Genomic DNA, 23,046 nt, shown 5'->3' with positions numbered 1-23,046 from the left:
TGGCCGGGCCGCCGCCCGCCCTCTAAACAGTTGCCGCTACCGCCACCGTGCGGCACACTAATCTCGCATGTCAATTGCCGGAATGGCCAGATGGTCCTTGCGACTGGAGCAGGCCGAAACGTCTCGGCTGGCCTGGGCCTTTGCCATCTCGCTGATGTGCCACCTGGTGATTTACGGCGGCTACCACGCCGGTCAGAAATATCAGGTGTGGCGGAACCTGCATTGGCCCGCCTGGCTGCAGCCGCCCAAGGCAATCGCCGATCTCATCAGGAAGAAGGAAACGCCGCGTCCGTTGGCTCAGCGGCAGGAGCCCCCGTTGATGTTCGTGAACGTAAGCCCTGCCCAGGCCACCGCCGAGCCGCCCAAAGAGGCTAAGTTCTACTCCGACAAGAACTCCCGCGCCGCCAACCCTGAAGCGAACAAGATCACCGTGATTCCCAAGATCACCGGCCAGCAAACCCAAGTCCCCAGGACTGAAGACGTCCCGCGCGAGAAGTTCACCCCCCTGCAACCCGCGCGCCCGGCGCAAACGGCCCAGAAGCCGCAGCCGGAGATTAAGCCCAAGCCCGCCTATATCCCCGGCGACCTGACCATGGCCAAGCCTTCCCCAACTCCACGCGCGACGGAGGGCGATGCCAACGAAGCCAAGCCCGCCCGCCCGCGCACCATCAAGGAAGCTCTCGCGCGCCTCCAGGACAGCCGCGTACCCGGCCAGAAGATGAAACAGGACGGCGGAGTCAACCGCCGCCACCAAATGGCTTCGCTGGACACCAAGGCCACCCCCTTCGGCGCCTATGACGCCGCGCTGGTCGAGGCCGTTTCGCAGCGCTGGTTCACCCTCCTCGACCAGCGCGACTATGCCTCCGACAGCCGCGGCAAGGTGGTGCTCCAGTTCCGCTTGCACTATGATGGGCGCATCTCCGATATGAACGTCGCCGACAACACCGCCGGTGAAGTGCTCGGGTTGATCTGCCAAAAGGCTGTGCTCGACCCGGCGCCGTTCGCGACCTGGCCCAGCGACATGCGCCGCACGCTGGGTAACGTGCGGAATATCCAGTTTACCTTCTATTACAATTGATCCCTATGGAACCAGTCGTTTACGTGTTGCTCTTTGTGACCTCGGTGGTGGGTTTGACCTTCATCGTCGAGCGCGGCATCGCCCTGCGCTGGCGGCGCGTCGTGCCGTCGGCCGTGGAAGCCGCGGTCGAAGCCTGCCGATCGCCCGAAGACGTCCCCAGCCTCCGCCGCGTCTGCCAGCAGCACAAATCCCCCATCAGCCAATTGCTGTTGACCGCCTCCGACCACCTGGACTGGCCCAAGGTGGAAACCGTTGATGCCCTGCAGAGCCGCGCCCGGCACGAGGTCGCCCGCCTCGAACGCGGCCTGGTCGTGCTCGAAATCATCGTCGGCATTGCCCCGCTGCTCGGGTTGGTCGGCACCATCCTCGGCATGATGACCGCCTTCGGCAACGTCGGCCAGGCCGGCCAGATTGATCCCGCCGAACTGGCCAAAGGCATCTCCCTCATCCTCCGCGCCACCCTCTTCGGACTGCTCATTGCCATCCCTTCGCTCGTCTTTTGGAGTTACTACAGCAAGAAGGTTGAATCGCTGGCCATCGAGATGGAGTCGCTGTGCGCTGAGTTCCTCCGCCGCCAGTACCGCGAGGAGATCCAGGGGCAGAAGACCAAGGCCTGAAGGTTCGCAAATACACAACACGAAACAGGGTCATGCAGTTCTACAAACGCCAGCGCCGCCAGCCTCCCGCGGTCATTATCGTCGCCTTGATTGATATCCTGATCGTCCTGCTGATCTTCCTGATGGTCACGACCACCTTCAAGCAGCAGCCCGCCCTCAAGCTTGCGCTGCCCGAATCCGCCCAGGCCCAGAAGTCCGGCGCCAGCGAGTCCCCGCCCAAACTTGTCAGTATTGACCCCAAAGGCAACCTCCGCTACGACACGGATAATACGCCGGTGACCATCGAACGCCTGAAGGAGAAACTGCTGGCCGATGTCGCCCGGACGCCCGACTTGAAGCTGGCGCTCAGCGCGGACAAGATGGCCCCTTTCGGCCAGATCGTTAAGGTGATGGACGTCGCCAAGGAGGCGCGGATCAAGACCGTCAACGCCTACACCAAGGAACCCGGGAAACCCTGAGCTACTTCATCAGCTCTTCGGCGATCTGGACGGCATTGAGCGCGGCGCCTTTGAGGAGCTGGTCGCCCGCCACCCAAAAGCACAACCCGTTGTCCAGCGCGCAGTCCTGGCGGAGGCGGCCGACGGCGCAGTTGTATTTGTCCGACTGGTAGAGCGGCAGCGGGTATTCGCACTGGGCGGGGTTGTCAACCACATCCAGCCCTGGCGCCTTCCGGAGCACAGCCAGCGCCGCCTCGACCGTCACCGCCTTCTCGAACTCGGCGCTGACGGCGATCGAGTGTGCCCGATAGACCGGCACACGCACGCAAGTCACGCTCGCCTTGAAAGTCGGATGATGCATGATCTTGCGGCTCTCGTTCTCCATCTTCATCTCTTCCCTGGTGTAGCCGCTCGGCAGGAACGAGTCCACGTGCGGCAGCACGTTGAAAGCGATCTGGTGTGGATACACTTCGCGCGTCACAGGCTGCCGCTTCACGATCTGGTCCACCTGGCGCTCCAACTCGACGATGGCTTTGGCGCCTGTGCCGGACACCGCCTGGTAGCTGGAAGCAAAGATGCGCTTGCAGCCAAACGCCGCGTGCAGCGGATACAGCGCCATAAGCGCGATGGCGGTGGTGCAATTCGGGTTGGCGATGATGCCCTTGTGCAACCTCACGTCGGCGGCGTTGATCTCGGGAATCACCAGCGGGACGCTGTCGTCCATGCGGAAGGCGCTGGAGTTGTCAACGACCACGCAGCCGGCCTGGGCGGCAACGGGCGCGTATTCCCTCGAAATGCCGCCGCCCGCGCTGAACAGCGCGATGTCAATGCCGCCGAACGAATCCTTCTTCAGCTCCTTGACCGTGATCTCCTGGCCGCGGTAAGTGAGCTTCCTGCCCACCGAGCGGGTAGACGCTAGCAACGTCAGCTTACCTAGCGGAAAGTCACGCTTTTCCAGCGTCTTGATCATCTCAAGGCCGACAGCGCCCGTCGCGCCAACCACAGCCACATGCGGATTCCGGTTCATATAAAGGGCCAGAATATACCGGCGCACCCGGAGTTGTGTCAACGTGCCGCTGATAGGCTGGTGCCCCCCAGCCTGGGGTGCATGAAGCTCGACTATCCGTTGACAGCAATGCCCCGCCAAATTACCCGGTTCACGGTCCGGGGTTAACCGTTTTTGCGCCCCGTTTTCCGGTTCATTACGGATTTCCGGTAAGTGCCTGCGACGGTTTTGACCCGCACAGAACCGGACGGGCCCCCGCAATCTATCCCATGCACTGTCCAGTTTTTGGACAGTGATGTTGCTCACCTGCCTTCCCCAGTCCCCGCTGACTTCGGCACCTTTCGCTTGGGGTTATGGTGACGGCATGGTGGTGCTACGGTGTGTATCCCATGGGGAGCGCTCCCCATGGGATACACACCGTAGCCCGACCGCACTAACAAGCCATCATCCAGCCAGCCGCAAGCCAACAATGGCGTGGGACCAAAATAGCAGCGAAAGCGCCCTGCCAGACGGAGGGATTGCCAATGAACCCGTTTTCCTGCTTTCCTGCGCTTCGAATTCTGGCTTAAGCTCGCCGGATGCGCATTTTATCGGGCATACAGCCTTCAGGCACGTTGCATCTCGGGAATTACTTCGGGATGATGAAGCCCGCCATCGAACTTCAGGAGAAGGGCCAGGCGTTCTACTTCATCGCCGATTTCCACTCAATGACCTCGCTGGTGGACCCGGCGGAGCGGCGCCGCAACACGCTGGATGTGGCGCTGGACTTTCTCGCCTGCGGCCTGGACCCGAAGCGAACGGTGTTCTTCCGCCAGTCGGATGTGCCGGAAGTGCCGGAGTTGACCTGGATCCTGGGGACGGTGACGCCGATGGGCTTGCTGGAGCGCTGCCATTCCTACAAGGACAAGGTGGCCAAGGGCATCTCGTTCAACTTTGGCCTGTTCGCCTACCCGGTGCTAATGGCGGCGGACATCCTGATGTATGACTCGAATGTGGTGCCAGTGGGACAGGACCAGAAACAGCACGTGGAAGTCACGCGCGACATCGCCATCAAGTTCAACGAGCAATACGGCGAGACGTTTGTGATTCCCGAGCCGCAAATCCGCGCGGCCACCGCGAAGGTGCCCGGCCTCGACGGCGAGAAGATGAGCAAGAGCTACGGCAACACCATAGACATCTTCGGCGACGAGAAGGCGCTCCGCAAAAAGGTGATGAGCATCAAGATGGACAGCCGCACGCCCCAGGAGCCCAAACCCGATGCCGACCAGAATCTGGCCATCCAGATACTGAAGCTTGTTGCCCCGCCGGAAGCAGCTCAGGATTATGAGGACCGCCTGCGCACCGGCGGGTTGGGCTATGGCGACCTGAAGAAGGCGCTATTCGACCACTATTGGAACCACTTCGCCGCGCCCCGCGCCAAACGCGCCGAACTGGCGGCAAACCTTGATTATGTCCACCAAGTTCTGGCGGACGGGGCGGTCCGGGCGCGCGCCGTGGCGCAGAAGGTGTTGGAGCGGGCGAAGGTCGCCAGCGGGCTCAAGTAGGTCTCGCGCTGCCTTCCGTTCCTACTGCCGCTGGTGTTGGAGCAGCCAGTCGTACAGCTCCGGTTTGTCGTAAGTCTCGGTCCAAGAATTGTGTCCGGCCTCCGGATAGACGGTAAATTTCACGTCCTGCACGCCTGCCTTCTTCAGTGCGTCCACCATGCGCTGTGATTCTTCGAGCGGCACAACCGCATCTTTGCCGCCGTGAAAGGCCCACACGCCGAGGGTCTTGAAGACCGGCCCTTTGTCGCGGCCGGACAGGATAACGGCGATCATCTGGCCGCCGCCGCATATCGGCACGATGGCCGCAAACTTGTCCGGGTGGGTGAGGCCCAAGTCCCACGTGCCGTAGCCGCCCATGCTCAGGCCGGTCAGATAGATCCGGCTTGTATCCACAGAGTACTTGCCTGTGATTTCGTCCAGCAACCCCAGCAGCACGTCCTTGGACCAAACCTGGTTTGCCGGGCACTGCGGGGAAACGATGAGAAAGGGGAAATCCGGGTGCGCGGCGGCGTACTTCCCCGGCCCGTGCGTGGCGACCTTCCAGATGTTGGTGCCACGCTCGCCCGCGCCATGCAGGAAGTAGATCAGCGGGTAACGCTTCTCCGCCTTGGCGTCGTAGCCTTTGGGCAGGAACAGCAGGTAGTCCACCTTCACGTCCAGCGTCTTGTGGAAACGAAACTGCCTGGCCGTTTGGGCCGGCGGGCGGGCCGCAGCCATCATGGGTTGGGCCGGGGTCTGGGCAGTCATCGCCAGCAAACTCGCGGCGACGGCGAGTAGTATTGTGTCTTGCATAAAGAGTGTCTCATTCCATTGCCAGCCGGGCAGCTCGGCCGGCCTACATCAGCTTGAATTTCGGCAGGTCCTGGGAATCCACCAGGCCAACCGGCTCGCGCTTCGCGGTCACCACAATCAAATCGTCTATGTTACGCTCGTGGAAGACTTTCAGGGCTTCCACCGCCAGGGCGTCCTCCCGGATGCAAACCGGGTTGCGGGTCATGACGCTCTTTAGCGGCTGCGCCAGCAGGTCTTCATTATTGGCCATATGCCGGCGGAAATCGCCATCGGTGAACACTCCCACCAGTTTGCCTTGTTCATTGACCACGCTCAGGCTGCCAGACTTCGCCCGGGTCATGACCAACAACGCTTCTTTGACGGTCAGTCCTTCTGCGGCGACGGCATTGCGCGGGCCGCTCCGCATAATGTCGGCCACTCGTGACAGCATTGCGCGGCCAATAGCGCCTCCGGGGTGGAACTTGGCGAAGTCCTGCCGCTTGAAACCGCGCGCCTGCAGCACCGCCATCGCGAGCGCATCGCCCATGGCCAGCATCGCGGTCGTGCTGGCGGTGGGCGCGAGATTGAAGGGGCAGGCTTCCCGGGGCACGCGCACATTCAACACCAGGTCGCCATGGCGAGCCAGCGACGACTTCGGCGCGCCGGTCACCACTATAATTTTCACCAGGAACCGCTTGAGCGCGGGCAGCAGGTTCAACAACTCCTCCGATTCGCCGGAGTAACTTAGCGCCAGAATCGCGTCGCCGTCGTTGACGATGCCCAGGTCGCCATGCAGCGCATCTACGCTGTTCAACACGACGCTGGTGGACCCGGTGCTGGTGAGGGTGGCGGAAATCTTCTGCCCCACATGACCGGATTTGCCGATGCCGACGACGACGACCTTGCCGTGCCGGCGCAAGGTTTCGACCACCAGCTCGACCGCTGCGGTAAACGCGTCGTCGAGCCGCGCGCGGACGGCTCGGAGCGCCGCCAGTTCGATATCGAACACTTTCCGGGCTTGAGCCAGGTGATTCACGCGCCGAGCATGCCCGCAACGAAGCCGGGTATCAATCAGGAATGAACCACGCTCACTCCGAATCCGGGAAGGAGCCAAGGACTTTGACGTAGCTGCAGTGCTCGCCGAGGAGCGCGATGGCCTTGGCCAGCCGGCGGTCCTCCATGTGTCCCTCGCAATCCACGAAGAAGATGTATTCCCAAGCCTTGCGTTTGCTGGGCCGGGATTCGATCTTGGTCATGTTGACCCGGTAGCGGCGAAAGGCCACCAGGGCGCTGTAGAGCGCGCCCACCCGGTCCACCAGGCTGAACATCAGGCTGGTGCGGTCTTTGCCGGTGGCGGGGGCGCATTGGCGGCCCAACACGAGAAACCGGGTGGCGTTGGCAACGTTGTCCTGGATGTCGTGGTCCAGCACGTCCACGTCGTACCATTCGGCGGCCAGGAGCCCGGCAATGGCAGCCGTGTGTTTCTCCTTCGCGGCCAGCTCGGCGGAGCGAGCGTTGGAGGAGCTCTCGACGATCTCGACGCGCGGCAAGTTGGCCTGCACCCAGGCGCGGCACTGGCCGAGCGATTGCGGATGGGCGTAGAGCTTCCGGATCTGCGAGCGCGGGCAGTTGGCCAGCAGGCAGTGCTGCACCGGCAGGACGATCTGCGCGACGATCTTCAGGTCGCTGTCCACGAACATGTCCAGCGTGTGTGTCACGGCACCCTCAGTGGTATTCTCCACCGGGACTACGCCGTAGTCGGCGCGGCGTTTGCTGACCTCGGTGAAGACGTCGGTTATCGTCTTTTGCGGCGCGTAGCGCAGGCTGGCGCCGAAGCGTTGAATGGCGGCCTGGTGGGTAAACGTGGCTTCCGGCCCCAGGTAAGCAACTGTCAGCGATTTCTCCAACGACAGGGCGCTGGACATGACTTCGCGGTAGATCGCTCGCAGGGATTCATTGGTCAGCGGCCCCTGGTTCTTGCGGCAGATCCGCTGCAGGACCGCCCGCTCCCGATGCGGAGCGTAGATCTCCTCGCCCGATTTGCGTTTGAATTCGCCGATGGCCAGCACGTGCCTGGTTCGCTCATTCAGCAGCTTGACGATTTGGGCGTCAAACTTGTCAATGGCCTTGCGATGTTCGGGGATGTTCATAGCTGGAAGGGGCCGATCGGTTTCAGCCTGGCTGGCCTTCCGGCGGCGGCTCTGCCGATTCGGCCGGGCCTGCGGATTCGGCTGCCGGGGCTTCGGTCTTCTGTTCCTCGGTCGCCAGAGCCAGTTGTTCCGGGGGCACGGTGGCTAGACCGGGGTCAGCGGTGACTGGCGCCGGCGGCTTCTCAATTACCATGCGCCGCAGTTCGTCCGCAGCGGGCAAATCCTCCAAACTGCGCAGGCCGAAGTACTCGAGGAACAGGCCGGTTGTGCCGTAGGTCATCGGCCGGCCCACCACCTCGGCGCGCCCCACCTGCTCGACCAGTCCGCGCTCGAGAAGGGTTTGCATCACCCCATCCACATTCACACCGCGCACCTGCTCGATCTCGGCGCGGGTGAGCGGCTGGCGGTAGGCAATGATAGCGAGGGTCTCCAACGCCGGCTGGGAAAGGCGGGGCGGACGGACTTTGCGGCCGACCAGCGCTTTGAGCCAGGGAGCATATTCCGGCTGAGTGACGAACTGCCAGGCCCCGGCCACACAGGTGAGCCGGTAACTGCGCCGGGCCTGTTCATGGTCGTCGGCCAACTGCTCGAGCGCCAGGGTCAAATCGCTGTCCTTGACCTTCTTGAGGGCCCGGGCGGTTTCGTCGCCCTCGGCGTGTTCGACCGCGGCGGTGAGCACCTCGCGCACTTCTTTGAGGGTCAGCGGTTTCTGCGCGGAGAACAGGAGCGCTTCCAGAATGAATTTCAGGTCCATGCTTGCGAATCTAGGCAGAGGGGGCGTCCGCCGGTTGCGGATGCGGGGCTGGGCCCGGGATCGGCGCGGGCGAGCCCGGGGCGGGTGGGGTCCGGCAGATATCAATCTCGCCGAACGGCTCGAGCTGAATCGCGGTAATCTGCTTGAGTCGGATCAACTCGAGCAAGGCGAGGAAGGTGACCACCACTTCCGAACGGCTGGTCACGCCTGCAAACAACTCCGAGAACCTTACGCTCGGCCGCTCACTCAGCAACCGCATCAGGTGCTCGATCTTCTCGCTGACCGACCATTTATCCTCGAAGATGTCCCGCAGGTCTTCGCGCTGGCTGAAGCGTTTAAGGATGACATTGACGGCGTTGACCAGGTCGAAGACCGAAGCCTCCGCGCGCGGCGGCGGCCCCGCCTCGAAATCCAATTTGACGGGGACGCGCGGGAAGATGTCTTCCTGCCGGGCTTCGAGCACCTGGAGCTGCGCGGCGGCGTCCTTGAATTTCTTGTATTCGACCAATTGCCGGATCAACTCCCAGCGCGGGTCTTCCCCCTCCTCCTCCCCTTCAATTTGCGCCTGCTGGTCCACGGGCAGCAGCTCGCGGCTCTTGATGTACATCAGGGTGGCCGCCATTACCAGGAACTCGCCGGCAATCTCCAGGTCCAGCATGCGCATCGTCTCGATGTACTCGACAAACTGGGTCGCCAGGCGAGTGAGGTTCACCTCGTAAATGTCCACCTCCTCCTTCTTTATCAAATAAAGAAGCAAGTCGAGCGGCCCTTCGAAAACCTCGAATTTGACCTTATATTCAGCCATGTTGACCAACGGTGCTGCCTGGCGCCGGGACTTCGAAGCATAGGCGTCGGCGCCCGGCTTGGCAACGTCATAACTGCCTCAGCCGGGCCGGCAGGACCTGGCCGGCGCGCCCCGGGAAGGGGAGATTCCGCATACTTGTCGGTTGACAGGTTGAGGGCAGCTGGCATACGTTTACCGTGTTCGGGTGGCAGCACGTTTCTTCAGCGGGGTTCCCCACCCCCACCTCCTTGGCGTCTGCTGCCCGAACAATTCGTTTGGATGCGCTTGACGCGAACAGAGGTTTTCTCTAGGTTCTTCTGCCCCTAGCGGGGGCGTAGCTCAATTGGTTAGAGCGCTGCCCTGTCACGGCAGAGGTTACGGGTTCGAGCCCCGCCGCTCCCGCCATACTCAACCTTTATATTTCGGTTCATCACCGAATTCCGGGAAGTGCTAACGGCGGCTTTCACCCGCACACCCCCGGATAGCCAAGACACAGGGAATACATGGTCATCATTGCTCCCCGGCCAGAAGCGGATAGGCCCTCACTACCTCCAACCAGCGCACTCTCCACATTTGGCACGGCGATGCTGGCTGCCTGTCTTCTCCAGTCCCCGCTGATCCCTGCACCTCTGGCTCGGGGCCACGGTGACATCATGGTGGTGCTGCGGTGCGTATCCCATGGGGAGTGCGAGACGATGAATCGCCAGCGGGGTTGCCTGGAAATCCGCCCCAGCCCTTGACTTCGGAAGCCAGCCGTAAGACTCTGGCGCCAGAAAGGGCACAGCAAAATGAGTAAACTGGTTCTGATTATTCTCGCAATTCTGCTCCCGCCGCTGGCGGTTTATCTGAAGACCAAGTCGGCCAAGGATACAATCATCAACATAGTTCTCTGTCTTTTCTTCTGGGTTCCCGGCTTACTCCATGCACTCTACCTGATCTTGAAGTAGTCGCATCAAGATTGCCGTTGGCTCCAGCGAGGGCGGGGGGCTTCGTGAGTGGCGATTCTGTCGTAAGCAAGTTCAAGTGTTATCTGGTGGCAGCCGGTTTGCTCGTGGGCGGGTGCAGTTTTGACAATGGACTTCCAAAGGAGTTGGTAGGCCACTTGGCCGACCGGGACATCAGAATCGTGCCTAATCGCACCCAAGCCCCGCTCTCTTCGCGTGGCGGCTACGTCGTGGCGCAGTACCATGCGCAGGCTGTCACCAACATTGTGGCCACGTTCAAGCTGGAGAGGATCGAGCAGGACAATCGTCAATGGCAATGGGCGATTGAAAAGGCGGGTGGGGCTGTGGTCCCGAATGAGCTTTGGGGGATTGCGGGGAGGCCAGCCCAGTTCAAGCTGAAAAGCGGGGCGCAGTTCGAGTATTTTTACCTGCTCATCGCGGCAGACGGCCTGATGTACCTTATAGCCGAATACGCCTACGGTTAGAGCCGGCCATCAGCGCCGGGCGTTGGCTTCGTTATCTGCGACTAATCCAGGTTCATCTCCGCGGAGGGATCTTCGTTGGCAGCGCAGCGGGGATTGAAGGCCCCTGCACTTTGTATCCTCGCCTGCGCGCTTGAACTGCAGTTGGCAGCAAATCTGCAGCACCCAAGGAACTTGATCAGCAAAACCGGGATGCGCCTTGAACATAGCGCAGTTACTCCGGCAACCACTGACTTATTACGAGACACCGAGTACAAAATATGGCGCACCTTCGCCACTTGATGCAGAAATTGTGGGAAAGCCGCTCTTGCCGCACGTTGATCGGGGGCGTCTTGGCTGTGGCGCTGGGAGTGGGCGCTGGCCGGGTCTTTGTCGGCTCCGTGTATGTGGTGGAGGGCTCGAGCATGGAGCCCTATTATCCTCCGGGGACGCATCTCTATGGGACGCCCATTTCGACACCGCTTGAGCGCGGGGACGTTGTCATCCTCGACGATGGCCAGGAGGACGAGGCGCTGAAGCGCATCGTTGGGTTGCCGGGCGAAACGGTTCAACTCTGGCGAGGGCGCGTGTTCATTAACCGGCAGCTACTGGTGGAGCCTTACCTGCCCAAACACAGCTACACGTTCCCCCGCGAGCGAGCGCGACGAGGGGCGGTCTTTGTGCTTGGGGAAGGAGAGTATTTCGTGCTGGGCGACAACCGGTTCTTTAGCTCGGACAGCCGCGCATACGGCGCGGTGCTGCGCAAGCAGATCAAGCGGCGTGTTCCGTTGCCCGACAATTTCGTCGGCGCGTATGTAACGGCCTACACACTGCCGGATTACGGAACCACACTGATGCGGCCAACGTGGGGCGGGCTTGCCGCACGCTGATCCACACCTAGCCAAGCTGGGCCAGGGATCAATCCGCCGCAACAGCAGCTCTCAGCACCGCCCAGCCTTACTGGCTCGATACTCTTGCTGGAGGCTCATTGGTTGCCGCGGGAGACGGAGGCGGCTCCGGAGGTTCTCCCAGCTTGGTGCGCAGAACCGCCCGGAATTCGAACGGCGTGCCTTCGCGGGGATCGAGCATGCGGCCGCGGATTTCCCGGTCAATTTCTTCGAAGGGCCGCAAGCCTATCGCCTGCATCCGCTCTTTGGGCATCGTGCTTTGGTAGGCCTCCCAGACCTTTTGCGCCAGCAGCCTGTAACCGGCCGCGGGAGCGTCTTCATTCAGTGCCATGTTCCGGTAGGAATTGACCAGCAACCCTTCAATGACCCCCTGGGTCCGGTCGTGACCTCCGCTGTCGCTCACGTCCTCCTGCACTCGGGCCACGGCATACTGATCCAGGGTCATCCGGCCGGGCAGGGAGTTGGTATCACCGGTGAGCAACGGTTTGTCCGGGTACTTGGTGGACAGGTAGCGGTACCATTCGGCCGCGTCGGCCAGGCGATTGTATTCGTAGAGGAAATAAGCGGCGTCGCGCAGGAAATTCCGGTGCGCCTTCAGAATGTGGTCGCGGTTGTTCTTATCCTCCTCGGCCGCCCGCTCGTAGGCCAGGTTCACTTTGGGGATGATGTCCAGGTTCGGGCCGAACTCGAATGAGTTCACGTACGGGTTAGTCACCAGCCGCCCGCGGTGGAAACTCAGCATCATGGATTGATAAATGACCCGGCGCAGAGTAATCAGGTCGTCTTCCTTGACCTTGGTGGGATTCTCCCTCGCCTTCTTCAGTCCCAGGGCCGCCCAGTATATCGCGTGCGCCTCCGGCAACCGCCATTCCAGCGGCCCGTATTCCTTGTCCAATTCCCGCATGTACTCCGGGTCCATTTTGTAGGTCTCGCGCAGCAGCCGGGCGCGCGCCCGCTGGTCGTCGGTCTGGGGATGGATCAGCTCCTCCAGGTTTGGCGCCTTCTTGTCGAAGACTTTGGCCATCTCGTTGGCCCAGTGCTGTTTGTAGTACATGCTCGCGTCATCGAGGTTCTGGCCGAGCTTGTGCTGAAAGAACCAAGCCAGCTCGCGGTAGATCAGCGTCTCGTTCGGGTTGTAGCGGAGCCCGTCGTCGCGCAAGAGTTCGATGCCGGCCTTGACCCAGCGCCAGCGGTCGGGGTATTCGCCGGGGCTGGAGGCCTTGAACTTCACGGAAATGTTGTAAGCCATGTTCCAGGCCTGCACGAGCCAGACGTGCACGAAATGAGGTTCCAGCTTTGTGATCCAATCCGCCAGTTGAGCCATCTCGAAGAACTTGTCCTCGTCTTGCAGATCGGTGGCGCGCATCCACAGCGCGTTGGAAATCAGCCCGCGAAAGCCGCCCAGCGCAACGGTGGTGAAGGCGAGGACAGGCGGCGCGTTATCCAGCGGCTGAACGCGCGTCAGGCCCAGCCGGTCGCGGTCGTGGTTGAGCGACTGCTGCATGAAGCCAGCCCCCACCAGCAGCATGGCGGCGAGCAGGAGCAGCAGGGACTGTTTGAGTTTGCCGCTCATTGGGCCTGAGCCGTCGCCAATTCGCGACGGGTGAAGATGAAGACGCCCGCTGATCCGATGATTCCACCCAGCAGCAGCACGATTTGGCCAAACGCCCGACCCAGCTCTGTCCAGGGGACGCTGCGGCCGGTGCTGAGCGAATCAATGGGGGAGAAGTCCTTGGCCAGGTTGATCAGGCTGAGCACCGCCCGAAACACGGGGATGGCAACGGCGTCCAAGGGCGAATGGCCAAACTTGCTGGTCTCTTCGTTGAAGCCCATCAAGGTCCCCTCCTCCACCACATTGGCAATGGTCCCGCTTGAGAGCGCCAAGCCCAGGACGGCCAGGGACAGGAAGGCCGCCACCGGGAAGGAGAGGAAGCTGGCCGAGGCCAGCCCGAGCGTGGCCAGCAGAATCATCCAGCAGAAGATAATTCCCAGCCCGCGCGCGAAGTTAAGCCCAAAGCTGCCCTGGCGGTAGAGCACCTCCATGCCATCCTCAAGCGGGAACAGGAGCGCCGTGTTGTTCGCGTTGCCGAAGGCTACCGTCAGGATGCCCCGGTCGTCGTAATTGGCGGGAATCTCGAACTCATGAAAGGTGTCCGTCGCCAGGCTCGTCACCTCCCGGGAACTCAAGGGCGTCTTGCCCGGCACACCGACCCACAAGCCGCCGTTAAAAGTGCCGGACATGTTCCTGTCCGCGGCGTTGAACTTGATGCGCAGGTGAATCGTCTGGCCGCGCTCGATGCCTTTGGCCGCGCTCAAATCCACTTCCCAGACATGCGCGTACGCCGGGGGCACCACCTGGTACTCGGCCTTGACCTGTTCCAGAATTTCCTTCCTGGCCTGGGGAATATTGGCCCGCAGGTCCGGGTATTTCTGCAGTTGTTCCCGGAGCAACTGGTCGGCCTCGGCCGCGATTTGCTTGTCCAGGCTGGGCGGTTTGGCCGAGCCGCGAGCCACGAGCACCTCGTCGCGCAGAATCTTCTGCTGGCCGGCCGGCAGGCGGGTTGCGCGCCACAGGAGCAATCCATAGACGCTGGCGCCAGACAAGGCAAGCAAGGCGGCATTCAGAGACAGGATGCCCAGCCATTTGCCCAGCCAGATTTGCCACCGGGTGATCGGTTTGGCGGCGACCACCTGGATGGTGCAATCCTCGATGTCACGCGCCAAGGTGCCGCAGGCCAGCCAGAGCGTGGACAGCCCGAGCAGGGCGGAGATGGTGCCCAGCGTGTAGGTCAGCAAAATCTGTGTGAATCCGCGCGCGGTGCCGTCATCTTTGATCAATAAAGGCAGGCCCACCACGCTGCCCAGCAACAGAATCGCCACGACCAGGAACAACCGGAACCGGAAGGCGGCTTTCCAGGTCAACCCGGCGATGGCAAGCAGAGGTTGCATGGGTAGAACGAGCTTAGGCCGCGGCCACAGGCTACTGTTTCTCTTTCTTCACCAACAACGCCAGCTTCGCTTCAGCCTTGCGCAATTCCTCCTCGCTCGGCGTTGGCGCGGGCGCAGGCGCAGGCGCGGCCCCGGGAGTCGGGGTCAGCGGCTCCGCTGGTCTTGTCAAAGACGCCAGCTTTTGCTGGTCAACCGTTTCGAGCGGCTCGGATGCTGCGGCAGGCTTTGGCGCGGCGGCTTGCGGGGCGGCGAGCCGCTCCAGGATCTTGTCCGGTGCCAGCTTGGCGGTGGCCTCGCCGCGCAGGTAAGCGGCCACCCGGGCGCCGGACATCGCGCCGGAAGTCTCCGCCGCAGCCTGACGCGCCGTCCGCACCACGTCCAGAAAGTAGCGCTCCAGGTTCTGAGTGGGTGTGTCAATGGTGACTCTATCCTCCGCGACGTCCTGGCGGATGATGCCCAGCACGCGCTCCATGGTCTCGCGGGGGAGGGCGGGAGTAGTGATGCGAATCGCGTCGGGCGTGGCCAGCAACTCCCGCAACGGGCCCATGGCCTGGATCTTGCCCCCGTAGTAAATGACCACGCGGTCGCACACGTCCTCCACGTCGGCCAGCAGGTGGCTGCTCAGGATGACTGTCTTGCCGCGGCGCGCCAGGGCCAGAATCAGATCTTTCACCTCGCGGCAGCCGATGGGATCGAGGCCGGAAGTCGGCTCATCCAGGATCACCAGATCCGGATCATTGATGAGCGCCTGCGCCAGGCCGATGCGGCGCTGCATGCCCTTGGAGAACTCGCCCACCGCCCGCATGCGGGCCTGGCTCAAGCCGACCATCTCGAGCAACTGCTCCGCCCGGTCCTTGCGATCATTCCCGGGCAGCCGGAAGAGGTTGCCGAAGAAATCCAGCGTCTCGTGGGAATTGAGGTAGCGGTAAAGATAAGACTCCTCCGGCAGGTAGCCGATGCGCGCCTTCGTTGCCACGTGGCGGGGTGAGCGGCCGAAAACGTTGATGTGGCCCTTCGTCGGGTACAGCAGCCCCAGGATCAACTTCACGGTGGTGGATTTGCCGGAACCGTTTGGGCCCAGCAGGCCGAACACCTCGCCGCGCCGCACGTCGAAGTCCACATTATCCACCGCGCGGGCCTTGGGCCGGCCCCAGAAGTCCTTGAAGACCTTGATCAGGCCGCGAACGGAAACGACTACTTCGCCGTTGGAGCGCGGGTCTTTGTCAGTCATGGCCATGCTCATTCAAATCACTGCGGCCTCCCGGTGTCGCAACTCGGGCAGATCCGCGGGTTTGGAGTGGGGGATTCTTCTCACGCCATCCCGGGCGCCAGGTCGGCCCTGGGCTCCGGCCCGGCCGGACGTTCGGCCCGGGGCGCCGCCGCTGCCGGTTGATAATGCTCCAGTTCCTCGCCCTTGCGCACGAGACGGGCGCTGTTGAATACCACAATCAGCGAGCCCCCGGTGTGCATCACCGCGGCTACCACGGGCGGCACGTAGCTCAGCGCCGAGAGCGTCATGCCCCCGATGATAAACGCCAGCCCGAACAGGAAGTTCTGGTTGATGACCGTGCGAGTGCTGCGCGAGAGTTTCACCAGGAACGGCAGCCGTCGGAGGTCGTTGTTCATCAGCGCAATGGTGGCGCTATGGATGGCCACCTCGCTGCCCGCCGCTCCCATCGCGATGCCGATGTCGCCGGCGGCCAGCGCGGGAGCGTCGTTCACACCGTCGCCCACTACCGCCACCTTGTAGCCCTTGGCTTTCACGCCGCGCACAAAGTCGACCTTATTCTGGGGAAGGCATTCGCCGCGGGCTTCCTCGCAACCGATTTCGCGCGCCACGCGGGTGGCCACGGGCTGGCGGTCGCCGGAGACCATCGCGATGCGCCGCACGCCACTGGCCTTCAGTTCGACCAGCGACTCGCGGGCATCCGCGCGGGTCTGATCCTGCAAACCCACCCAGCCAATGCACTGGCTGTCCCGGGCCACAAAGATGAGGCTCCAGCCTTCGGTTTCGTTGAGGTCCACCGACTTGAGGAAATCCCCCTGCACACCGTTGTCCCGCAGCCATTGTGCCCGGCCCACCACCACCCGGGCGCCCCCGACTTCCGCCTTCACGCCGCGTCCCGCGGTCTCGGTAAAATCCTTCGGCTCCGCCAGCGGCACGCCGGCTTCGCCGGCCAACTGCGCCAACGCCTTGGCCGTGGGGTGGTTGCTGTAGCGCTCGGCGGAAGCCGCGACGCGCAGCAACTCCGCAGGGGTGATGCCGTCGAGCGGCGCCAGGCGGCTTACCGCCAGTTCACCGGTGGTGAGAGTGCCGGTCTTGTCGAAGACGAAGGCGTTGACCTTCGCCGCCAGCTCGATGTCGGCGACGTTCTTGATAAGGATCCCGAGCCGCGCGGCGGCCGAAAGCGCGGCCACCATCGCGGTAGGGGTCGCCAGGATGAACGCGCAGGGGCAACTGAAGATGATGACTGAGATGACGTTGTCCAGCTGGCGCGTGAAGGCCCAGACCAGCGCCGCGATGACGAGCACCAGCGGGGTGTAGAAACCCATGTATTGGTCCACGATCTTCATGATCGGGAGCTTGGTCTTCTCCGCGGAGAGGATCAGCTCGCGCACGCGGCCCAGCGTCGTGTCGGTGCCCGCGCGGCTGACTTTGATTTCCAGCACGCCGGTGAGGTTTTGCGTTCCGGCGAAAACCTCGTCGCCCGGCTTCTTGTCCGCCGGCAAGGATTCGCCGGTGATCGTGGCCTGGTTGAAGGAGCCCTGGCCTTTGAGGATGACGCCGTCCGCCGCCACGTTGTCGCCGGGGCGGATGCGGATCACATCGCCCACGGCCAGGTCTTTGGCGGCGACCTCCTCCTCACCCTGCGGGGTGATGCGGCGGGCTTTGGTGGGGGTGAGCTTGATGAGGTGCTCGATGGAGGCGCGCGCGCCTTCGGCGGTGCGGGTTTCGATGATCTCGCCCAGCAGCATGAAGAAGGCAACGACACCCGCCGTCTTGTAATCGCCGGTGGCAAACGCTGCCAGGACCGCGATGGCCACCAGTTCGTTGATGCTGAGGATGCCGGCGCGGATGTCCTTGATGGCGGTCCAGACAATGGGATAGCCGAGGATGACGGCGCCGATCAGGCCGCTGACGCTGGCCACGGTGTGGCCCTGCTCGAAGAGCCAGTCCACGAGAAACGCGTTGAGGACGAATACGACGCCCACCAGCGTCTGCCAGAGCCGCACCGGCGCGTGCTCGTGATCGTGGCCGCACGTCGCGCACGATTCACCGTGTTCGTGTTCATGCTCGTGCTCGTGCCGGCTTAACAGAGAGGTAACTTGCATGGCCTTAGGAGTTAAAGTGTCGGCGTTGCGCTCGCGTTACGGTTTCGGCTCTTCGACAATCGGTCGCTGGACTTCACGGTTTAACAATAGCCGCAGTTCGCGGGATTTGCCACGGGGGCTGTCCGCCAGGAAGATTTTGTCCTGGGCATTGGTCAGCACCCGGCCCATGGTTTCGGTGAGGCGTTGCTCAACGAACAGGCCGGGATAGCGCTGGTATTCAGGCAGGAGTTTCTGGAACACCTCGGCCTGGGCGGCGATGCTGCTCACAAGATTCGTGCGGTAGGACTGGGCAAGATTGACGAGCGATTCCGCATCGGCGCTGGCTTTATTGGTGAGCTGGTTTTCCGCGCTGCGCGCTTCGTTCAGCACCTTGCTGCGCATCACCTCCGCCTTGAGGACACTGGCGAAGGCATCCTTCAACTGCCGCGGCGGGACACTCTGGACAGCGCATTGCTCGATGACGATGCCCAGGTTCTGCAGGTCGGCCAATTGCGTGGCGCGGCGGCGCACGGCCTCCTGGAAGCCGGCGATGTCGCGGGTGAGGATGTCATCCACTTTGAAGCGCGCGGTGGCGAAGAGCAGCGAGTTGTCCAGGGCGTTCTGCACGGCGTTGGAGGCGTTGACGAAGCTGAAGACGTATTGAATCGGGTCTTTGATGCGATAGGTGAGGGTGGCGCGCGTATGGATGATATTGGCATCGGCGGTGAGGGCGTAGCCATCCTCAACGGGATTGAGCGTGGCGCCCGCCTGCGGTTCCACGCCGGCCAGCATTTGCTCGGGTGTCACCGCGTACCAGCCGACGGTGGAGCTAACCTGCTGCACGCCGGAGATGGAGACTTTGATGACTTCATCAATGGGATAGGGCAGGGACCAGTGAAGCCCCGGGAGCAGCAGGGCCGCTTCGCCCTGGCCCACCGGTTTGCCGAACCGCAGGAGGATCGCCCGTTCCTGCGGTCCCACGGTAAACATGCCCGAGGCGAGGAACAGCAGCGCCAGCAGAACCATCAGGACCTTAACGATGGCGAAGCTGCTCCGCAACGCTTCGGCCAGCGCCTGCGAGCCAGCGTCCACCGGCGTTTCCGGCGGCAGCTCCGGAGCGGGCGGCTGGTCGTGTGTATGCGGGTGGTCGTTCATGGCCAGGTTACTTGGTGAGCAGGTTGGTTGAACCGGTCCCGAAGAGGTTAAAGGGAGAGGTGCGCTGGTCGAAGATGAGCGTCGAGCGCTGCTTGAGCGAGTCCTCCAGGGCCGAAAGGCGGAAGATGAAGCTGGCCAGCTCGGGATTCTGCTGAAAAACCTTGAGCGATTTCGCGGCCTCGGCCTCGCCTTCGCCTTCGATTCCGGTCGCCCGGGCTTTGGCGTTGGAGAGCACTTCGGCCGCCCGGCGCTCAGCTTCGGAGCGGATGCGCTGGGCTTCGGCCTCGCCTTCGTATTGAAAACCGTCCGCCAGGACCTTGCGCTCGGAGGTCATGCGGTCAAACACCGACTGACTGACGCTTTCGGGCAGCTGGAGGCGCTTGAGGCCAAGGAACTCGACTTGCAGACCGAGGTTGTTGGTGAGGATCTGGGATTGGATGGTCTGCAGGATTTCGTTTTCGATGGCGAGGAACGCGGCGCCGTCGTCGGTGGTGGAGACGAAGTCAGACAGGGGATGCCGGCCGACGGCGGCGGTTTTGGCGTTGCCCAGCCATTGGTCCAGCAGCGCTTCCGCCGCCGCCATGGGTTTAGCGCTGCCGGCGAAGCGGGGGAAGAAGGTCGCCGGGTCGGATACGCGCCAGCCCACATATACGGAGGTGAGGAGGTTGAAGTGGTCCAGGGTCAGCCCTTCCGTCAGACGGTCCTCGAAATTCTGCACCCGGCGGTCGAAAGTCCAAACCCTCTGGATGGGCCAGGGCCACTTGCAGTAGAGGTTTGGCTCGGTGATGGGGCGGGTGGGCTTGCCGAAGGTGGTCACCACGGCGACGTCCGTGGTGCGGACCTGGAAGGTGAAGAGGAGGAAGCCGAAAATGACGATCAGCAGCAGGCCGATGATCAGAGTCAGTGGATTACGTTTCATGGCAACTATTGGGGCTTGGGAGCGGGGACTTTCAGGTTGAGCAGGCTCTCCGCGACGGATTCCTGCAGGTCGAAGACGATGACATCCTGCGTGTTGGTGGTGAGCAGGACGTACTTGCGGGCGTTGGCGGTGGCCCGGACGAATGTTTGCAGGTAGGCGCGCTCGGGATAGACCGACGGAGCCGCCTTGAACGCGGGAATCTGGTTGGTGAAAAGGGCGGCCTCGGCCAGCGCGCCAACTTCACGCGCCAACCGCTCGGCGCTGGCGGTATTGGTGAGGGTGACCGCCTGGGCGAGCGCCAGGGCGTTGGTGCGGATATCGTCCGCGCGGGCGGCGAGAATTTTGGCCTGTTTGGTTTGATTTGCGGAGACGACTTTCTCGTATTCCGGCACGACATTTACGGGGGGATGCAGGTCGCCGACGCCCACAGAGACGATGCGGGCGCCCAGGCGACGCCCATCGGCGGCGGTCTGGATGCGGCTGCGGAGGGCGCGGCCCGCTTCTTCCCGGCCCCGGGACATGATTTCGCCCATATCCACCCCCACGAGGTAACGCACCACTTCGCGCGTGCTGAGGTCTTCCAGAAGCGCGGGGGCGTTTTCGTGGTTGTAGGCCCACTGCACCAGGTTGGTGACCTCGAAGTGCACCGGCACACCTACCGTCAGCAGGCTTACCGGCGGCGTTCGTTTGCCGGTGACCAGGTTGGTGACGGCCTGCGTGAGTTGCTCGCGGTTGGCCACCAGGAAATTGGTTTCCGCCTTGTGGCCACGGCTCCAGAGCAGGTAGCGCTCTCGCTCGATCTCCGTGCCCGGGGCAAATCCCACGGTAAAGGTTTGAATCTGCTCAGTGCGGAAGCGGTAAACCCGGTCGATGGGCCACGGCCACTTGAGATGCGCGCCGGGGCCAAGCGGGGAACGGCTTTCGACGAGCTTGCCCAGCCGTTCCAGCAACGCCTGTTCGCCGGCGTCAATAAACACCACAGCGGTGGACAGGAGCAGCGCACCCACTTGCAGCAGAATGATCCAGCCGAGGGCTTTGGCGAAGAAGCGGTAGAACCAGGTTTCGGAGACCTTGAAGCCGAACTGGTAATCGAGGGCCTGCGCGGCCGTGGTGACGAGGCCCTCGGGCTGGCCCAGCAGGCCGACAAGGCGGCTCTCGTAGAGCGGGCGCCCGACTTTGCCCTTGAGGCGCGGGCGGTAGATTTCCAGCACTAATTGGATCAGGGTTTCGAGGGCAAGCAGCGCCAGCAGGGCGCAGAGGGCGTGCGCGACATAGAGGTCGGCTTTCGGGAATCCGGCCCAAACCGCGACCAGCCCCAATGCCACCACCAGGCACAGGACGGCGTTGCAGAGCAGGTAACTCGCCCCGGGCCGCAGCAACCGGTGATGTTCCAGCCGGGCCACGGTGGCGGAGAACCGCCCCAGCAGAAAGAGCACCAGCGCGAAGAGGCCGAACAACGCCAGCCCCGTGATGGGCTGCCGCACCTCGGTAACCGTGGTGGCGCGGGACAGCCAGCGCCAGAGAAGAAAGGCGCCACCGGCCTGCAGCACGAACAGCAGCACCGTGAACCCCGGCACGAAGAACCGCTCGAACTGCTCGCGCGAGCGTTGGGCCGGGAACAGTTCCGCGTCCTTGGCTTCAAACAGCGCCGATCCGCTGCGGCCCTTGGCCAGCTCCTCCAGTTCCAGCTTCTCCAGGCGCTCGCGTTGCTCGAGGTGCATTTGGAACCAGCTCACCGCCGCCACCAGCACGCCGAGGCCGAGGTACAGGCTGCCGACCTGGCCGCCCAGCGAATTGGCGTAGCGCGCCACGGCCAGCGCCGCCACGCCCACCCCCAGCAGCACCAGGAGGTTGATCAGCCCGTTCTTCTGTATGGTCTTGTCCATGAAGGATTAACTCAGTTCGCGTTGCTCAAATAACAGCACCGCCAGCACCAGCACCGCTCCGACATACGCCGCCATGTAGGCAAACGCCTTGCCCACATAACTCCAATGGAAGGTGCTTCGGCCTTCCTCGAAAGCATCCGCCAGCCAGAAAAGCTGCCAATTCGGCGTTACCGTGTAAAGCGCCGAGGCCCACCACGCGCTTCCCATGCCCGCGCGCCGCAGCCGCGCCTGGTCTTCGACGCTGATGGCTGCCCGCTCGGCCGGCTCCAGTTTGCCATCTTTATCCTGGTCGTATTTGACACTGGTTTCCTTGAGCAGGGCTTTCTGGCTCAGCGTCCAACGGGGGCTGCGCAGCTCCTCTGTCACATCCTGCTGCCAAACCGGCACCGCCCGCCGGCCCAGAAGGTAGTCGGACATGATGCCGAGGAGAAAGACCGACGAGCAGATTGCCAGGGTGGGGATGATGTCCAGCCGCGTCGAGCAGGCCAGCGCGATGCTGGCCAGGATCCAGAGCGCAAAGAGAATGAGCACCGACGCCGGAATGAGCCGCCAATCCACATTGGTGCCGAACGCGCGCGGTTCGCCGTGCTGATCGAAGAAGTTAATCACCACAAAGGCCACCGTCACCATCACCACCAGGCTGAAGACGGCGTCCGAAACAAACGGCCGCCGGAGGAAGAAGTTGCTGAAGCCGCCCAGCGCATAGGCCACCACCAGGGCCAGCGCAAAGAGGCCCCAGGCGAACAGGTCGGTCGAACCGTAAGCGTCGAAGGCCATCCGGCTTGCCAGCAGCGCAGCCACCAGGTTCACGTAGGTCAGCACTGCCAGCGCCGAGATCAGGCCGGTGTACTTGGCGAGCAGGAACCGGGCGCGGCCGACCGGCTTGGACAGGACGGCCAGGGCGGTGCCAGTGCGAATCTCCCGCGCCAGGGAGGCCGAAGCGCACAGAACCGCGCCCAGCAGGCCCGCCAGCAGCATCAGGGCCAGCGTGCTGTTTTTGACCAACCGGGGCTCGTCTCCGAAGGCAAAGTAGTAGGGCGTGGCCAGGAAGATCTCAAATACCGCGGAACTGGTCATCAGCAGCAGGAACACCGGCTGCCGGACCAGTTCCATAAACGCGTTGGTCGCTATGGTGACAAACTGCCGCATCTACATGGTTGGACCTGCCAATCTAGTCAACAGGCGCATTAAAACAACTTGTTTTAGGTCCGGCGCATAGTGCCCTGCTTCCGGCCGCCTGAAAACTGTGCGTTTGGCTGCACACCTGGCGAATCCCGGGCTGTTGGCGGTCATTGGAGGCCCTTTGGTGTAAATGAAACGAAACCAATGTGTTACGCACTTGAACCTACGGTGTGGATACGGTGTGGATAC

The 23,046-nt window shown here is 62.8% G+C and carries 21 protein-coding genes and 1 tRNA gene; 8 read left to right on the top strand and 14 right to left on the bottom strand.

What is annotated here, in order from left to right:
• Positions 1-82: 82 nt before the first annotated feature.
• Genes P5205_10330 through P5205_10320 form a run of 3 tightly spaced genes read left to right on the top strand, consistent with a single transcriptional unit; the run spans position 83 to position 2,153 of the window.
• Positions 83-1,078, top strand: coding sequence for a hypothetical protein (locus P5205_10330; protein HSA10751.1), 996 nt, complete (start codon positions 83-85; stop codon positions 1,076-1,078).
• A 5-nt stretch (positions 1,079-1,083) separates the two neighbouring features.
• Positions 1,084-1,695, top strand: coding sequence for a MotA/TolQ/ExbB proton channel family protein (locus P5205_10325; GenBank protein HSA10750.1), 612 nt, complete (start codon positions 1,084-1,086; stop codon positions 1,693-1,695).
• Between the two features lie 32 nt (positions 1,696-1,727).
• Positions 1,728-2,153, top strand: coding sequence for a biopolymer transporter ExbD (locus P5205_10320; protein HSA10749.1), 426 nt, complete (start codon positions 1,728-1,730; stop codon positions 2,151-2,153).
• Between the two features lies 1 nt (position 2,154).
• Here P5205_10320 and P5205_10315 read toward each other — a convergent pair whose 3' ends face one another.
• Positions 2,155-3,159 (bottom strand): aspartate-semialdehyde dehydrogenase, encoded by a 1,005-nt coding sequence (locus P5205_10315; protein HSA10748.1) that lies wholly within the window; start codon positions 3,157-3,159, stop codon positions 2,155-2,157.
• Between the two features lie 557 nt (positions 3,160-3,716).
• Here P5205_10315 and trpS point away from each other — a divergent pair.
• Positions 3,717-4,682: a tryptophan--tRNA ligase gene (trpS, locus tag P5205_10310; GenBank protein HSA10747.1), complete on the top strand. Its 966-nt coding sequence runs from the start codon at positions 3,717-3,719 to the stop codon at positions 4,680-4,682.
• A 21-nt stretch (positions 4,683-4,703) separates the two neighbouring features.
• Here the strand turns inward: trpS and P5205_10305 are convergent, their stop codons facing one another.
• Genes P5205_10305 through P5205_10285 form a run of 5 tightly spaced genes read right to left on the bottom strand, consistent with a single transcriptional unit; the run spans position 4,704 to position 9,162 of the window.
• Positions 4,704-5,474 (bottom strand): prolyl oligopeptidase family serine peptidase, encoded by a 771-nt coding sequence (locus P5205_10305; protein HSA10746.1) that lies wholly within the window; start codon positions 5,472-5,474, stop codon positions 4,704-4,706.
• Between the two features lie 43 nt (positions 5,475-5,517).
• The gene (locus P5205_10300; protein HSA10745.1) at positions 5,518-6,489 is read right to left on the bottom strand and encodes a KpsF/GutQ family sugar-phosphate isomerase; all 972 of its coding nucleotides are present in this window, start codon (positions 6,487-6,489) and stop codon (positions 5,518-5,520) included.
• A 52-nt stretch (positions 6,490-6,541) separates the two neighbouring features.
• Positions 6,542-7,603 carry a prephenate dehydratase gene (gene pheA, locus P5205_10295; GenBank protein ID HSA10744.1) on the bottom strand — a complete coding sequence of 354 codons (1,062 nt, stop codon included), beginning with the start codon at positions 7,601-7,603 and terminating at the stop codon, positions 6,542-6,544.
• A gap of 22 nt (positions 7,604-7,625) precedes the next feature.
• Positions 7,626-8,357 (bottom strand): SMC-Scp complex subunit ScpB, encoded by a 732-nt coding sequence (gene scpB, locus P5205_10290; GenBank protein ID HSA10743.1) that lies wholly within the window; start codon positions 8,355-8,357, stop codon positions 7,626-7,628.
• Positions 8,358-8,367: 10 nt separating this feature from the next.
• On the bottom strand, positions 8,368-9,162 hold the full coding sequence (locus tag P5205_10285; protein ID HSA10742.1) for a segregation/condensation protein A: 795 nt from the start codon (positions 9,160-9,162) through the stop codon (positions 8,368-8,370).
• 307 nt (positions 9,163-9,469) lie between these two features.
• On the opposite strand from P5205_10285, the gene P5205_10280 reads away from it, so the two are divergent.
• From P5205_10280 to lepB, 4 genes are all read left to right on the top strand, one after another.
• Positions 9,470-9,546: transfer RNA gene (locus P5205_10280), tRNA-Asp, on the top strand.
• A 383-nt stretch (positions 9,547-9,929) separates the two neighbouring features.
• Complete coding sequence (locus P5205_10275; protein HSA10741.1) at positions 9,930-10,088, top strand: YqaE/Pmp3 family membrane protein; 159 nt, start codon at positions 9,930-9,932, stop codon at positions 10,086-10,088.
• 179 nt (positions 10,089-10,267) lie between these two features.
• Positions 10,268-10,570 carry a hypothetical protein gene (locus tag P5205_10270; GenBank protein ID HSA10740.1) on the top strand — a complete coding sequence of 101 codons (303 nt, stop codon included), beginning with the start codon at positions 10,268-10,270 and terminating at the stop codon, positions 10,568-10,570.
• 257 nt (positions 10,571-10,827) lie between these two features.
• The gene (gene lepB / locus P5205_10265) at positions 10,828-11,436 is read left to right on the top strand and encodes a signal peptidase I (GenBank protein HSA10739.1); all 609 of its coding nucleotides are present in this window, start codon (positions 10,828-10,830) and stop codon (positions 11,434-11,436) included.
• Between the two features lie 67 nt (positions 11,437-11,503).
• Here lepB and P5205_10260 read toward each other — a convergent pair whose 3' ends face one another.
• The 8 genes from P5205_10260 to P5205_10225 all read right to left on the bottom strand — a co-directional run bounded on the left by P5205_10260 (position 11,504) and on the right by P5205_10225 (position 22,824).
• Positions 11,504-13,027, bottom strand: a complete 1,524-nt coding sequence (locus P5205_10260; GenBank protein ID HSA10738.1) for a hypothetical protein — start codon at positions 13,025-13,027, stop codon at positions 11,504-11,506.
• Complete coding sequence (locus tag P5205_10255; protein ID HSA10737.1) at positions 13,024-14,403, bottom strand: hypothetical protein; 1,380 nt, start codon at positions 14,401-14,403, stop codon at positions 13,024-13,026. The genes P5205_10260 and P5205_10255 overlap by 4 nt, the downstream gene beginning before the upstream one ends.
• Before the next feature lie 31 nt (positions 14,404-14,434).
• Entirely contained in the window at positions 14,435-15,634 is a 1,200-nt protein-coding gene (locus P5205_10250; protein ID HSA10736.1) for an ABC transporter ATP-binding protein, read from the bottom strand.
• Positions 15,635-15,714: 80 nt separating this feature from the next.
• A complete protein-coding gene (locus P5205_10245; protein HSA10735.1) occupies positions 15,715-17,736 on the bottom strand; it encodes a cation-translocating P-type ATPase in 2,022 nt (673 codons plus the stop codon).
• A 36-nt stretch (positions 17,737-17,772) separates the two neighbouring features.
• Positions 17,773-18,870, bottom strand: coding sequence for a protease modulator HflK (locus P5205_10240; protein HSA10734.1), 1,098 nt, complete (start codon positions 18,868-18,870; stop codon positions 17,773-17,775).
• Between the two features lie 7 nt (positions 18,871-18,877).
• A complete protein-coding gene (locus P5205_10235) occupies positions 18,878-19,789 on the bottom strand; it encodes a protease modulator HflC (protein ID HSA10733.1) in 912 nt (303 codons plus the stop codon).
• Positions 19,790-19,794: 5 nt separating this feature from the next.
• Positions 19,795-21,675, bottom strand: coding sequence for an SPFH domain-containing protein (locus tag P5205_10230; GenBank protein HSA10732.1), 1,881 nt, complete (start codon positions 21,673-21,675; stop codon positions 19,795-19,797).
• 6 nt (positions 21,676-21,681) lie between these two features.
• Positions 21,682-22,824, bottom strand: coding sequence for a hypothetical protein (locus P5205_10225; protein ID HSA10731.1), 1,143 nt, complete (start codon positions 22,822-22,824; stop codon positions 21,682-21,684).
• Positions 22,825-23,046: the final 222 nt, after the last annotated feature.

The sequence above is a fragment of the Candidatus Paceibacterota bacterium genome (assembly GCA_035452965.1).
GTDB lineage: Bacteria > Verrucomicrobiota > Verrucomicrobiia > Limisphaerales > UBA8199 > UBA8199.
This window is presented reverse-complemented; position numbering and strand designations above follow the sequence as displayed.